The organism is Algoriphagus sp., assembly GCF_030694375.1.
In the GTDB taxonomy this organism is placed as follows: Bacteria; Bacteroidota; Bacteroidia; order Cytophagales; family Cyclobacteriaceae; genus Algoriphagus.
In genome coordinates, this window is the sequence record NZ_JAUXYL010000026.1 from 113,219 (window position 1) to 128,123 (window position 14,905).

Here is a 14,905-nt window from a genome sequence, read left to right on the forward strand (position 1 = left end):
TGTCTACCGACAGGCAGAATCGATTTTATTTATTTAATTTTTTATCGCTCGTTCTGCTTGGATCATATTTTCAATTCCTTTCAGCAGGGCATCAGCATTAAATGAAATACTGTCTATTCCCTGGGCGATAAGGAATTTGGCAAACTGTGGATTATCACTTGGAGCCTGACCGCAAAGACCGATTTTCTTACCCTTAGCACGAGCTACTCGAATTACTTCAGAGATCATCCATTTAACAGAAGTGTTATTTTCATCAAAAATCTCCCCTAAAACCTCTGAGTCCCGATCTACACCGAGGGTAAGTTGAGTGAGGTCATTTGACCCAATGGAAAATCCGTCAAAAATGCTCGCAAATTGATCGGCCTGAATGACATTGGATGGAATCTCGGCCATCACATAGATTTCAAGACCATTTTCCCCTTGCTTCAGTCCCATCTCTTCCATCAAGGAGATGACTTTTTTCCCTTCCTCAGGGGTCCTGCAAAATGGAATCATCAGCTTCAGGTTTACCAAACCCATATCTTCCCGAACCCGTCGTACCGCTTCACACTCCAAGGCAAATCCTTCCCGATATCGCTCATGATAATACCTCGAAGCTCCTCTAAAACCCAACATGGGATTTTCTTCAGTCTCTTCAAACTGACTTCCTCCGATCAAGTTTGCATATTCATTGGACTTGAAGTCGCTCATCCTCAAGATCACTTCTTTAGGATAAAAGGCGGCGGTGACGGTTGCCACTGCCTGCGAAAGTTTATCCACGAAATATGCCTTTTTGTCTGAATAATCCTGGCAAAGACTTTCTATTTCTCCTCTTTCCAGTTCATTTTCCAACTGATCGAAATGCACTAGTGCCATGGGATGTATTCGGATGCTTTTACTGATCACAAATTCCATCCGCATCAAGCCAACGCCCTGATTGGGAAAAAATGAAAGATCAAATGCTTTATCTGGGTCAGCGAGAATGAACATGGGCTTAGTCTTGGGAAGCTCCAGCCCTCTGAAATTGTGATTGATTGAAGTCCATTGGAGTTTTCCTTCATAGACTTTCCCTATTTTGCCAGAGGCATTGTCAATTGTTACCAGATCACCGGTTTTCAGGACATCCAGCGCACCCTCCGCTCCCACTATTGCCAAAGCGCCAACTTCCCGGGCTACGATAGCCGCATGACTGGTCCTTCCACCTTTCGTTGTTAGGATGGCTGCTGCCTTTTTCATAATCGGATCCCAATCCGGATTGGTGATTTCTGTAAGTAATATCTCACCTTCCTTCAAGAGATGAGCTTCAGCTGGGGAATGCAAAATCTTTATTTTTCCCGAAGTAATCCCACTGCCTATTGCATATCCTGAAGTCAGAAGTTTCCCCTTTTGGGTAAGTGAATATTCCTTGAGAATAAAGGGGTCTTTTTCAGAATGGACTGTTTCTGGTCTAGCCTGTACGATGAACAGCCCTCCGGTAACACCATCTTTAGCCCACTCGATGTCCATAGGCATACCATAATGATTTTCAATTGCTACTGACCAGCGACCTAGAGTTTCAATTTCTTCATCATTGAGAACGAACTTTCTTTGTTTATCAGGATCAGTATCCAAGTTGAGCACACCACCTTGTTCTGAATACACCATCGTCTTGGTCTTTGAGCCAGCTTTCTTCGAAATTACTGCCCTTTTACCTTTTGCCAGGGAAGGTTTAAAAACCAAAAACTCATCAGGTATGACTGCTCCTTGAACAATATTTTCTCCCAATCCCCAACAGCCCGTGATTAACACGGCATCGGAAAAGCCGGATTCGGGATCGATTGAAAAACAGACACCACTACTGGCTAAATCTGCCCTTACCATCAGCTGAACGCCAACGGAGAGCGCTATGACATGTTTGTCGTAGCCCTTGTCAAAGCGGTACTTAATCGCACGCCCATTGTAGAGGGAAGCAAAGCAGGAACGAACCGTTGAGACAAGCTTTTCATTTCCTCGGATATTGAGAAAAGAGTCGTGCTGTCCGGCAAAACTCGCGCCTGGTAGGTCCTCCGCTGTGGCGCTGCTGCGAACTGCCACATCCAATTCTCTTCCCGCTTTTTCACAAAGTTTTTGATAGGCAGAATGAACTTGGTCAGCCAATACCTCAGGAATTGCACCTTTAAGCATCCTCTCCTTTATCCTGGATGACACCTCCCTTAAGTTGGAAAAATCACGCTGATCCAACTTGGATAACTCGAGTCTGATAAAATCTTCCAATTCATTTTCCTGAATAAAAAGTCGATAAGCATCTGCTGTGACGGCAAAACCGTCGGGAATTTCGATCCCGAGCGGATGGAGTTCTTGAAACATTTCACCTAAGGAGGCATTCTTTCCTCCTACTCGGGCGACATCCACAATTTTTAGACGCTCAAAAGGAATTATTAGATCTTTCATCTTCAGTTATTTAGGAAGATGAACTTACGGGCAATCCGGCCAAAAAAATATGAGCAATCCTATGCTAAAAGTTGATAAAAGTCACACTTACTAAAAACCTCATACATCAGGTCTAAACCATTTCACCGCATTGTGAAAGTAAATTTTATCCACCACTTCTTTGGGGAGTTTCAGGCCTTGAAAGACTCCGCTTACCACGCTGTTTTCCATGGTTTGAGCTGTGACAAAGTATTTCCAGTCGGCTTCCCATGTCGCTTTGGCATTCGCTTTAACCCGATTGGGATCAGGATCTCCCGAAATCCCCAAATCGGTCCCATAGATCAGCCTGTCTTGGTATTTGATTATGAAGTTTCTGACTTTTTGCAGGTCTTTTTGACTTTGAAACTGAAGGTGACCAATTCTTGCAGCCATATCTACTGCCATGTTTGGAAATCGATCCAACCGCTTTGCGAGCTCGTCGATGTCCCACTCCAGGCTTCCCAAATGAGCTCCTACGAATCGGATTTCGGGAAATTTTGCCAGTAAATTATCCCTCGCCTCCACCTGTTGCTCATAGCTTGGGTATTCAGGATGCAAGTACATATGGTATTCGGGATGATCTCTAAAGTAATTGCGATCATTGTTGACAGTCATTTCATCCAGCGGAAGCCAGCAATTTTTGGGTTCGCCCAAATGTGCCATCAGTGTCTTGTCCTGATCTTGGACAAATCGGAAAATAGGTTCTAAGCGGGGATGATCCGCCATAATGAATTCTCCATTTTCGTCTTTATAGGTCATTCCGATATTCTTCCAGATTTTGATCCCGATTGCACCTTGGGCAAAGGTCTTTTTAATCCGCTCAATTTCCTTTTCAGCCCAATTGGGATCTTTCCAATTTTCAAGGGAAATGGTGGAAAGGAAGTCGATATGCTTTGGATTTTTCGACTTTTGCAAAAGTGAAAGCCTAATCTGTTCCGGCAATGGAGGATAACTCGGAACATCAACATTGACAGTCAGAAGATAAAAATTAGCCTCGATGCCAGCTTCCATTAAAGCCGTGCTTTCTGAATTGTGATGCGTGTGAGTATCGATTTTTCTGACCTTTTGAAATTCATTCATCGAATAATAATTTTCATCAGAATCAGATGAAAGCGAAATCAATGCAACAAGCATCAAGGAAAACATCAGGTCGATCATAGGTGGATTTATTTAGTATAGATAAGTTAGAAAATAAAAGTCCTCCAAAAAATGTAATCGCAAACAAGCTGGTTTAAGAAGTGGTTTAGATTATGATTTTCGATATTTGACTAATGGAAAAATACTTCAAGGCAATTGTGGATGGCTACTATGGCTATGCCAATTACCTTTATAATGAAATTATAAATCCGGGATGGCACAATTACTTCTACTGGCTAGTCGGTGCTTCGTTGCTGATTTGGATTTTGGAAGTGCTTTTCCCCTGGAGAAAAGATCAGCCTGCCATCAGACAGGATTTTTGGATGGATTTGTTTTACCTGTTTTGGAACTACTTCCTATTTGCCTTGATCGCCTACAATGCCCTGTCTATGGTGGCAGTCGAACTTTTCAATGATTTCCTCGGCCTTTTCGGCATCACCAATTTGGTGGCTATTAATATCGAATCTTGGCCATTCTGGGCCAAAATTATCCTCATTTTTGTCGTAAGAGACTTCATGCAGTGGAACATCCACCGAATGTACCATCATGTAGGCTGGATGTGGGAATTTCACAAAGTTCACCATAGCACGAGGGAAATGGGCTTTGCTGCGCTTCTGCGGTACCATTGGATGGAAAATGTAATCTATCGAACCTTAGAATATCTGCCTTTGGCTATGATCGGAGTAGGAATTACTGACTTTTTCATAGTGCATATGTTCACTTTGGTCACTGGACAAATCGGACATGCTAACCTGAAAATCCCTTTGGGCCCTTTCAAATACATCCTGAACGGACCACAGATGCACCTTTGGCACCATGCACGAAATCTACCTGAATCGCATCCAAATGGATTCAATTATGGGATAACGCTCAGCATTTGGGATTTTATTTTCCGGACAAACTACTGGCCTTCTGATGATGAAAATCTCCCGGTCGGTCTACCGGATGTAGAGCATTTTCCTGAGGATTTTGTAGGGCAAACCATAGAGCCCTTTCATAGAATTTTTGGAAAAAATAAAAGCTGATTAAAAAATCAGCCTTGAACTTTATGTGTTGGAAAGGAGATTTTCAATTAGATAAATCTCTTGATCGTCCAAACAATGACAGCGAAAAGGAAAACAATGATGGAAATTTTGTTGATTCCATGCATCATCCTTAAGTTGAAGTTTGTCGTTTTGTTCGGATCAGGCTTTTTGAAAACATTCAGAAAATAGTTGCCCACCTCACCCAACTTGAAGAATTCTTTGACTTTGCTGTTTTCTGACATGATTTCTGACTTTGAAGGATTAACAGATTGAGTAAGGGATAAGTTTATTTTTTTTTAAATCACCTCCGGTTCATTCCACATGCCATCTTCCTTGATGATGTTAATCAGTTCGTCGACGGCTTTTTCTGAGGGGACCGACTTCTTCATGACTTCCTTTCCCTTATAGAGTGTGATTTTGCCTTTTCCCGAACCTACATAGCCATAGTCTGCATCGGCCATTTCACCGGGTCCATTGACAATGCATCCCATGATACCGATTTTCACCCCTTTCAGGTGGTCAGTCCGCTTGCGGATCATAGCCGTGGTTTCCTGCAGATCAAAGAGTGTTCTACCACAGGAGGGACAGGAAATATATTCAGTTTTAGACATGCGGGTTCGGGCTGCCTGAAGCACACCAAAACTCACGGAGTTGTGCAATTTGATCTGATCCAAGACCTCCTGACGGGTATGTTCGGCTTCTTTTTCCAGTGAAATCATAATTCCATCGCCTAATCCATCGATCAGCAAACCTCCCACGTCCGTAGCAGCATACAGTGTAGTAGCGTCAGCTGACTGATCGGGGTAGGCTACTTTAAGTACCACCGGGATTTCAGAATTGGCCTCCAACAGACTCACAAAGGCCCTTCGCAACGCAGGCATGGAGTGCGTATTAGCAGTTTTCAGGATTAGAACTGTATCTTTCCTTCCAGTCAAAACAGCAATAGCGGTCTCAATTTCCTCGTCTGATATCTCCAGAAAATTCAATTCCGAATGGAATCTTTCCGCTGATTTGTATTCCTCAAGTCTGAATAGCGGGAATTTATTAACCGGATCAATTGACTTTTCCCAAACTGACAGGTTTTGGATTTCCTTCATTCCGTTTGGCAACATAAATGGAATAGGATTCAACCCCGTATAGACAAAATCAGATCCCTGATCGTTCATTTTCCACTTGTCAAGTTCCGGCAAATAGAAATGGCCCACAGTTTTCATTTCCCGATCGGTAACTTTTTCGATTCTCGAAATATCGGAAATGACGCGGGGCACATTATGCCCTCCGAAGTTATAGACCTCGGCTACATGCCGTTTGTTGTATTCAAAGGGAGTGATTGGATAATTTCGGATTTCGGCGATTGGAGCATGCCTTGATCTAAATGCATAGCGATCAATCAAAGCTTTGGCTACGGGGGCTTCGAATTCAGGATCTTCGGTAAGCGACACGCGAACCGTATCTCCCAAGCCATCTTCAAGCAAGGTCCCAATTCCCACCGCTGATTTGATTCTTCCATCTTCGGCCTCACCAGCTTCTGTCACACCCAAGTGCAGCGGATACGGTTTGAATCCACCATCATTTAACTTTTGCACCAAAAGCCGGTAGGCTTGCACCATCACCTGCGTATTGGATGACTTCATCGAAATGACGATGTCATGGTAATTTTCATTCTCACATATTCTTAAAAATTCCAAGGCTGATTCCACCATTCCCAATGGAGTGTCCCCATAGCGACTCATGATTCGATCAGAAAGCGAACCATGGTTAGTGCCAATCCGCATTGCTGTACCGTTTTCTTTACAGATTTTCACCAACGGCAAAAAGCGATCCCTTATTCGATCCAACTCTTCCGCATAGCTCGCATCAGTATAATCAATGACTTCAAATTTCTTTTTGTCGGCGTAGTTCCCCGGATTGATCCGGACTTTCTCCACAATCCTTGCTGCCAACTCAGCAGCATTGGGGGTAAAATGAATATCTGCTACAAGTGGTGTCTGATAGCCTCTTTTGCGAAGCTCGGCCTTAATATTTCTCAAATTTTCCGCCTCCTTGATACTAGGAGCAGTGATGCGCACCAATTCGCACCCTGACTCGATCATACGAATGGACTGCTCCACAGATCCCATGGTATCCATGGTGTCAATCGTGGTCATGGATTGCACTACAATATGATTATCACCACCGATGGTGATGTCACCGACTCGGACGGGGATGGTTTTCCTTCGGGAATACTGCGTCAAGCTGTCGCAATACAGGGAATCGAGGGATTTGATCAATGACTCCATAGCTTATAGATCTCCTAGTTGGGGGCGGATTATTATTTCTTCAACAACAGTTTGAGGGGAAAGGTTATATGCGCCCCATACGCTCTCTGCCACATCTTCGGCACGAATAAACCGATCGATCGGCAAATCCACTCCTTCCCAACTCGCTGTGTAAGTAGCGCCGGGAAGAATGGAAGTTACTTTAATTTGATGAGGTTTTAGTTCTTCGCGCAGACATTTGGTCATACCAAGCATTGCCCATTTGGTGACGGCATAAGTTCCTCCGTTGGGATAGGCAGTCAATCCCGCGATCGAGCCCATACTGAAAATATGACCGGACCTTCGCTCAATCATTTCATTGACAAAAGCCCGGGTAAGGTAATAGGCAGAAAATAGATTGGTATGCATCATGAACTCAAAATTCCCCTCCGGTTCATTATGGAGTGCTCCCGGCAGAAAAATACCAGTATTATTGACCAGTACATCAGGCAAACCGATTGCTTTCACCGCCGTCGAAAAAACTGCAACTTCCTCTTTTTTAGAAAGGTCAGCCGGAAGAGCCAAAACCTTAATTCCCGGGAAATTTTCCTCCAAATGAGCTTTCAGTGACACCAACTCTTTCTCATTCCGGGCACAGGTATAAATATCGAATCCCTCCTTCGCGAAGCGTTCAATAATTGCTCTGCCGATACCTTTGGTGCCTCCTGTGACGAGGATACTTTTGCTCATTTTGTTCGTGTTTTAATAGTTAGTATGACAACTATCTAGAGCTGGCAAAGTTACATTAATTTATCAAAACAGTGCGGAGACTTGCATTCTCCCCACATGCACAGTCCGCGCAAGCCCTTGGGAATTCCTTCCTTCATAGACCAAATTGAGTTGAAGACCTTCGCCGATTTTCTGAAGCCAGTTGAGTGACCAAGTCAAATTGGTGCCAGTTGTCAAAGCTTGGAGCATTTCGTAGCCCACCGGAGAATTGACTTCCCCGTTGTAGTTGATTTGGATCAAGCGAAGATTGCCCGATAAGGTCGTCTTAATCGCTTTCGCATAGCGCATATCGAGTCCCACTTGATGGGTTGAGGCTTTTTCCTCATACTCCATGTTTTGGGTGTTTTCTTTCCCTGTGAAAGAATAAGAACCCGTGGTTCTGAAAAAAGGACTTGGCTGCCAAGCCAATTCCGGTCCTAGGGTCGACTGAAGGATGGTGTAATTTCGGTTTTCCAGAAAGTCAGAAGCAGAGGTTCTGTTCCCTGTGCTTCCCAGAACTCTCAGCGTCAGCACTGAATTGAAATTGTATCGGGTATTGAGCTTCCAGTCTTGCTGAATCTGATCCTCAAAACCTCCGGAGAGCAATTGTTTCAGTTGAGAATCAAAGAGCGAAAGGTCAAAACCATATTTGGCTGATGCCCGGTTGAAAAAGAAACTTGTCCGAATGATCTGCCGGAGTGAAAGAATCTGATCCCGATCTATCGAACCGATGAATGGATTGATCCGGTCTCCAAAGTCATCCGAAGTCACTTTTTTCTCCACACTTAGGCTGGAGGTGTTTGAAAATCTGTGCAGAAAGGCCCGTACTCCCCCTGCCTCTTTCCATGTCTCGGGAAAACGTGCCTGAATGCGGTAATTGAGCAAGCTCGTGTAAGCCTGGACGTAGGTATCTGTGGGGACGAAGATTTTGATGTACTGCTTCTCTTCAGGATTGATTGCAATGTAAAATTCATTCAATTGCTGAATTCCGTCACCGTTGTCATCCCGCCAAGTATGCGTGCCGTCTCCATTTGGTGCGGGCAGGTAGACAAATTCACGTTGAAGCTCCCGACCATTTCCGATGGCATAGCTGACTTCATTTCGGATGAGATTTTTCCCCAAACTTCCGGAATAATCTACTTTTCCCATGACGGTCAATTCAGAGGGTAAATCCCGCTGTAAAAATTCCAATTCCCGATAGGTAAAGGTACTGGATAGATTATGCTGGGTCCACTGCTTACGAAAGGTGAAATTGGAGGTAAATCCCCGTGTATCATCCACCAGCCTTCCTCCTACCGGAGCTTTATCCTCTCTCCAGGCCGCATCTACCAAAAATGAATAGCTCAGGGTGTCATTACTGCGCAGGTAGAGCAAATGTTCCTTGAAGTTCATTGCTGTACTCAACACAGAGTCAGTCTCGGTATTTTTGAATGCATTACGATCCAGAGAAAACTGATATCCCGGAACCAGAATTTTGGATTGGAAGCTCACATTTCCCAGATAGCGAGTCCAATCCGAAGTCAGGGAATCCTGATCACTTTTCAGGCTGAAAAACTCCTGGCGCAACAGTAGCCGTTTTCCGATTTCAGTATTCCAGTTTGCAGTGTGCTGGGAACCGCTGAGTACATTTTCCCGATTTCTGAGGTAAAGCTTGTAGTTGAAGGCGTTTTTGGAGTCCTTCTCCAAACCGACCTGAGTCAGGAAAAAACGTTCGGCAGCCGGGTTTTTCAAAATTTCAGGTGAAAGCCCCCAATCCCGATCAAATTCAATGTATCTGAAGCGGTCAATAAACTGGAAGTTGGTCGAATTATACTCAAACTCAGTCAAGCCCCTGAATCGATACCCTTTGAGAAGACTCAATTCACGGTTTTCTGACTGAAGGCCTATTTTCCATCCCAAGCCTTGATTGTTCCCATCATCAGTAGTTGAAAAGAGATTTTTATCGGTGGACGAAAGCGCCACTTCTGTATACACCTTTTCAAATTCCCCCAACTTAACTCTGCTTCCGGCAGTGGTCATCCGTTTGCTGTCAGGAGCGGGAAGTTGTGTCAATATGGAATAATCTCCCTGAGGCTGACCGCTCACCCTAGGGACATATTCAAAGACCGTCCCGTTGGAAAGTTGCGAAGTTCTTCTGTAATCCCCCTGATTTGCACCAACCAAAGAAAACGCCAAAGCAAAATTGGCCAACTCAGGATTGGTCGAGTAGCGGTAGTAAATCACCGAATTCCCAAAAACATCCACCTCGGTTACCTTTTCATATAATATCCGGGTAGGATCAAAGGCGACTGAGTCGATTCTTGGAATTACCGCATTTTCAATATTATCCCCAACAGCGGCCAAAAGTGCTTGTTCCGCTTGGGTAAACTCCGTGAAAAGCGGTCGGTTTCGATTGTCTTTTTCCTGATAATAATTGAGATAAAAATCTACTTTTCCATTGGTCTGAAGATGATTAGCCCCAAGAATGGATCGGGAATAATTTCGCTCCGCAAATTCAAAATCGACTCGAACGCGGGAATATTGGGTAATGAGGACTTTGGGTGTAAAGGTGATTTCGGCTTGGTTATAATCTATCACATAGTCCGCATTGAAACCCCGCTGAAGCTGCCGGCCATCCAGAAATACCCGCTCGGAATTTGCCATAATGATGACGAAGCGCTCATTGTTTGGGCCGCTTACACGATACGGCCCAAGCACCCCTTCAAGAATGGGCAATTGGATGGAAGCAAACTTTCCTTTAGCCACTGAAGCAAAACCCTGAGAACTTGCCTCCCAGCCTTTTTTCAGTTTGTATTTGGAGGTAAACTGAAGGCCCTGCACATTTTTGTAGTATCGGAGAAATTCAGATTGCCGCTGCTGCAGGACTACATCACCTGCCGCCAGACTGAAATCATCATTATACAGCTCGATCAGCACGTTGTCAAAATCCTGAATTTGCTGGGTATTCCCCTCCGGCTGGAAAGGAACATTTTGATCGGTGATGCTGGCACGGATTTTAAGATTTTCCCCAATATCTCCTTCCAATTGAAGGTTCAACGCAGAATTCACAAAAACATTCTGCGTATTACCAAACGAAACTCCTCGTGTCAGACTTCCGGTTTTGTACAAATTTGTACTTGGAAAAAGTTCCTCTCGTATGTCAAAGCCAGGAACAGTCTGTACTCGATTATCCTTAAAAATTGCCGTAGAGTCATAATCCTCAGCCAAGGTTCGTTTTGCAAAAGTCCGATCCAGTCTGATGGTCAATGTCCGATAGCAAACCCGAATGGAGTCAGGCTTCGAACTTGGGTCAAAAGTGACTTGAAGGGTGCGATCTGAAAGATTATAGCGAAAAGGATACGAATTCCCGTTTTTATCATTGACAAGAATGCTTGCTTCAATCGCAGAAAGGGAGTCCAATACGGCGGGCTTTTCAAAATTATCGGCAGGAAACCAGCGACATTTTTCCTGAGCTTGAACAGTCCAACTCAACCCAAAAAACAAAACCAAGGAAGCTATCCAAACACGCATCAGTTCATTCGGCCCTTTTTCTTTCAATGTACTAAAAAGCCAAAACTATTCGACCAAAGGAAATGTAAGGTAGAAGGTTGTCCCTTTTCCCACCTCGGTTTCAAACCAAATCTTTCCACCTGCTGTCTCCACCCCACTTTTGGCGATAGCCAATCCAAGTCCCGAACCCGTAGATTTAGTGCTGAAATTGGGGATGAAAATTTTATCCTTCAGTTCCTGAGGAATCCCTTTACCATTGTCAGCGATCTCCAGAAAAACCGACTGTTCTGTCATCCAAAGCCAGATTTTGATGTGAGGAAATTTCCCCTGTTCCATTGCTTGAATCCCATTGATGATAAGATTGGCAATCACCCGACCAAAAAGCTTATCATCTCCCATGATGATGATTTCCTCAGTGTAAGAATCATCCAAAAAATCAATCTTCACACGCTTGTCATTTTTAAACAATTCCAAGACCTGCATCAAAACAGTCTTGAAGTTCATCAGCTCATTTTTTGGCAATGGCATTTTAGCAAAAGTCGAAAAAGAAGAAGCTATCCCACTGAGCGCATCCACTTGGTGAATCAAGGTCTCCAGTGATTTTCGAAGTTTTTGCTGATCATCGAGCTTTCCTTCTTGATCCAACCGAAGCAAATGCTGCAAAGTCAATTTCATCGGAGTGAGCGGGTTTTTGATTTCATGCGCTACCTGCTTGGCCATTTCCCGCCAAGCGGACTCCTTTTCCGTGGAAGCGAGTACTTTTTTACTGGCTTCCAATTTGAAAAGCATGTTATTGTATTCATTGACCAACAGTCCGATTTCATCCTTTGAGCCCCAATACATCGGCTCGTTATTTTCAAGATTGGTCGCTTTGAGTTTTTGGGTGAGCAACTTAAACGGAAGAGTCAGATTTTTTGAAACAAAGGATGAAACAATCAAAAAGAGAATAAAAATAACTACGAAAGCATTGAAGATATTACTCAATACGACGGAAATCAAAGAATTGAGCTCGGTCTCGGACTCGAAGAAGGGCACTGCCAAAATGCCGATATTGGACTGATCGATCTGGGAGGGTACCGCCAGATAGACGGTCTGATACTTTAGCTTGCCGATTTTTTCATCTGCCAGGAGTTGGATTTGATTTTTTTCCATAATCCCTGACATCGCTAAAGGATTGATCCAGGGACCCAGAATTTTTTTATCAAAAATATTCGATCTGTTGGACGACTCAAGGTAACCATTCGGTGTGTAGAGATGAATATCACTTGCAATGGTATTTGCCAGGGTATTGATTTCCTCATTGAGTAGATCCCGGTCGACACTTGCGGGGTTTTGGTTGTTGAAGAATACACCAAGATTACTTCGGATCAATCTCGCCTTTTCGATGTATTGCCTGTTGAGGTCGTCCTTATAGCTTCCTCCCAAGAGGCCTATCGTAATTATGGAAATAATAATGATGGGAAAAAAGAAGGCAAAATTGAGGTATAGCTGGAGCTTGGTGGAATAATTGAACTCGAAGTTTCGATATCCTTTGAAAAGGGTATTGAGTAAAATAGCCAGAAACGTCAAAAACACAAACGCCACAAAAAAGAGGGAAATATTTCCAAAAAACTGGGAAATAGAAATCGTGGGGGAAGAGAGAATAATGACCTCTTCTCCATTTTTCAGTCCGAAATGATGAAAACCCTGAACTAGAATCCCACTTTGAAAGATCTGGTTACGATCCAGAATATTCAGGAAATCAGTTTGATTATAATTGAAAGTACCGGAACTGCGGAGCAATTCTTTGTCTCTCAAAACTGCATAATCATAATTTAAGGGATCTAGCTTTTCGGCATATTTTCGATCCAACAAGAGTTTGGGATAGACACTACCCGGCTGTATCCGCAACTGATTTAACTCCAGATAAAGGGTTCCCTGCAAATTATCTTCTCGCAACACCGGAATGAATGCCACGAATTTATTACTGGCAGTAGTTTCTTTTCCACGGATAAAATAAAGATCACGGACACCTGTAGCAAAGTCACTTTTGACATATTGCTGACGCAATGACTTCAGGTCCTGTCCTTCCGGAGGCCCTTGAATTTGCTGTCCTGAAGCCGAGAAAATACGGATGACAACTTCAAATTGATCGAAGTAATTATCCAGATAAATCTTTCGGATTTTAGTTTCTATAGGATCTTTGGAAAGTAATGGGTCAGCCATCCTGTTAAGGATGAAAAGGTCACTTTTCACCCTGGAAAAAATATCTCCAAGGAAAAATTCCGTCATTACATCGTTTTCAATCAGGTTTTGATTTGCAAATCTTGTTTTGGAAAGTATAAGTCGCTCCCTTTCTGATTGAAAAGTACTGACTCCGATTATCCCTGCGGTGACTAAGCAAGCGTAGAAGAATGTCAAGAATGTATCCAGTCCCAACCTGAAGACATTTTGATAAAGTTCAAAACGAATGATGCTAAAAAGGAAAAACAAATGAATCAACCCCGCGACTCCTAACCAAAAACTGTAATACCCCGCAACAAGAAGAAGCGGAAAACCAAATACGCTCAAGTATCGGTAATAAATCTGCTTCTCTTTTTTGACACTAAGCAATAAGCTGAATAAGTTTAACGACAGTAACACATACACTGATCCCCACAAAAACAAAATCAAAATGCTCAAGCCTTTGAATAGGTCAAATGTTGGAATAGACCGGATGTCCAATACCCATTGAGAATTGAAGATCAAATCCCTGGGAAGAAACCACATTAGGCTAAAAAAAACTGTACTCATAAGCAGAGAAAAAATCAAAGCCAGTCGAAATTTCTTGTCATTTTTTAAGATTACCACCTGTTGAAAGGCCTTCTTAGAGGCAAATTGAAAAATGATCAAACCCAATATAAATCCGAGACAAAGGGTATTGAAAAACAAATCCCCTAAACTTGGATTCAACCAGGAAGAAGCATAATTCGCCGGATCAAACAGTGAGGTTTCAAAGAATTCACCCGGAAAATCAAGCAAAAGCATGGAAATTCTAATGGTAAACAAGATCAAAAAACCATAGCCTATCGTCTGCCAAGGGTAGCCGTTTTTCCATTTTTTTCTTAAAAAGTCAAAGCTTAAAATAAAGTAGAGCAAAAATATGGAGCAGATAAAAATCAGCAGGGGTGTATTGGAAACTCTACCCACCGGTTCATAACCTACTTGAAAACTTATTCCAAAAATTGGCTTTCCTGTAATTGAACTTACCTGAAAAGTTCCGTCTGCAGGATTTTCAAAAAGTTGAAATCGATCATTTCCGAAAAAATCAGGATTCGGACCGGTTTTAAGGTAATCATTTTCAATCGATCCAGGCCAAATCAGTCGCAAGGCATGAACGAGGTAGTAGTCAGTGGTAGCTCGCTTGATTTTTCTGATTTTGACAAAGAAAGTTCCAAATGGATCTTCAAGTAGCTGGAATTCTTGATTAAAGTCTAAGGATGAGAAATCAAGGGTGGTAGTGAAATCAGACCAAAAAAGGAGTTTTCCCGAAGTGTTTAAAAGGAAAAAAGGATGGCTATGATTCGGATTACTGACATGTTCAAAAGTAATGGAGTCCTCAGGTCTTACATCCATCAAAACACGGATAAAATCCTCGTCAAACTGGGAGTTTACCTTATGAATTTTAGTTTGGATGGACTCAAAATATTTCTCCTCTTCGCTTTTCTGCAAAACGAAAAAGTTTAAAATCAGAACGAAGAGAAGAGAAATTACGCTGATCAAGATGACCAGCCTTCGGGTTTTGAGGCTCATTTATGCTAAAAATAAAAAAGCAAAGTCTGGTATCAAACTTTGCCTTTGGAT

Annotated in this window: 8 protein-coding genes; 1 reads left to right on the forward strand and 7 read right to left on the reverse strand. The window is 43.0% G+C overall.

The genetic code is table 11. From position 1 onward, the window contains the following. Positions 1–33 precede the first annotated feature (33 nt). Complete coding sequence (gene ppsA / locus Q8M62_RS09945) at positions 34–2,409, reverse strand: phosphoenolpyruvate synthase (RefSeq protein WP_304902047.1); 2,376 nt, start codon at positions 2,407–2,409, stop codon at positions 34–36. A 99-nt stretch (positions 2,410–2,508) separates the two neighbouring features. Further along, positions 2,509–3,585: an amidohydrolase family protein gene (locus Q8M62_RS09950; RefSeq protein WP_304902048.1), complete on the reverse strand. Its 1,077-nt coding sequence runs from the start codon at positions 3,583–3,585 to the stop codon at positions 2,509–2,511. 113 nt (positions 3,586–3,698) lie between these two features. Here Q8M62_RS09950 and Q8M62_RS09955 point away from each other — a divergent pair, with 113 nt between their 5' ends. Beyond that, on the forward strand, positions 3,699–4,589 hold the full coding sequence (locus Q8M62_RS09955; RefSeq protein ID WP_304902049.1) for a sterol desaturase family protein: 891 nt from the start codon (positions 3,699–3,701) through the stop codon (positions 4,587–4,589). Positions 4,590–4,636: 47 nt separating this feature from the next. Here Q8M62_RS09955 and Q8M62_RS09960 read toward each other — a convergent pair whose 3' ends face one another. The 5 genes from Q8M62_RS09960 to Q8M62_RS09980 form a co-directional block, all read right to left on the reverse strand. Beyond that, entirely contained in the window at positions 4,637–4,831 is a 195-nt protein-coding gene (locus Q8M62_RS09960) for a DUF6728 family protein (RefSeq protein ID WP_304902050.1), read from the reverse strand. 54 nt (positions 4,832–4,885) lie between these two features. After that, a complete protein-coding gene (ispG, locus tag Q8M62_RS09965) occupies positions 4,886–6,868 on the reverse strand; it encodes a (E)-4-hydroxy-3-methylbut-2-enyl-diphosphate synthase (RefSeq protein WP_304902051.1) in 1,983 nt (660 codons plus the stop codon). 3 nt (positions 6,869–6,871) lie between these two features. Then, on the reverse strand, positions 6,872–7,576 hold the full coding sequence (locus Q8M62_RS09970) for an SDR family oxidoreductase (protein WP_304902052.1): 705 nt from the start codon (positions 7,574–7,576) through the stop codon (positions 6,872–6,874). A gap of 63 nt (positions 7,577–7,639) precedes the next feature. After that, complete coding sequence (locus tag Q8M62_RS09975; protein WP_304902053.1) at positions 7,640–11,104, reverse strand: hypothetical protein; 3,465 nt, start codon at positions 11,102–11,104, stop codon at positions 7,640–7,642. Positions 11,105–11,149: 45 nt separating this feature from the next. After that, positions 11,150–14,854: an ATP-binding protein gene (locus Q8M62_RS09980; RefSeq protein WP_304902054.1), complete on the reverse strand. Its 3,705-nt coding sequence runs from the start codon at positions 14,852–14,854 to the stop codon at positions 11,150–11,152. Between the last annotated feature and the right edge of the window lie 51 nt (positions 14,855–14,905).

What these genes read in the sequence shown, in the direction of transcription:
- ppsA (WP_304902047.1), bottom strand. Translation starts at nt 2,409, where the DNA reads ATGAAAGATCTAATAATTCCTTTTGAGCGTCTAAAAATTGTGGATGTC.
- Q8M62_RS09950 (WP_304902048.1), bottom strand. Translation starts at nt 3,585, where the DNA reads ATGATCGACCTGATGTTTTCCTTGATGCTTGTTGCATTGATTTCGCTT.
- Q8M62_RS09955 (WP_304902049.1), top strand. Translation starts at nt 3,699, where the DNA reads ATGGAAAAATACTTCAAGGCAATTGTGGATGGCTACTATGGCTATGCC.
- Q8M62_RS09960 (WP_304902050.1), bottom strand. Translation starts at nt 4,831, where the DNA reads ATGTCAGAAAACAGCAAAGTCAAAGAATTCTTCAAGTTGGGTGAGGTG.
- ispG (WP_304902051.1), bottom strand. Translation starts at nt 6,868, where the DNA reads ATGGAGTCATTGATCAAATCCCTCGATTCCCTGTATTGCGACAGCTTG.
- Q8M62_RS09970 (WP_304902052.1), bottom strand. Translation starts at nt 7,576, where the DNA reads ATGAGCAAAAGTATCCTCGTCACAGGAGGCACCAAAGGTATCGGCAGA.
- Q8M62_RS09975 (WP_304902053.1), bottom strand. Translation starts at nt 11,104, where the DNA reads ATGCGTGTTTGGATAGCTTCCTTGGTTTTGTTTTTTGGGTTGAGTTGG.
- Q8M62_RS09980 (WP_304902054.1), bottom strand. Translation starts at nt 14,854, where the DNA reads ATGAGCCTCAAAACCCGAAGGCTGGTCATCTTGATCAGCGTAATTTCT.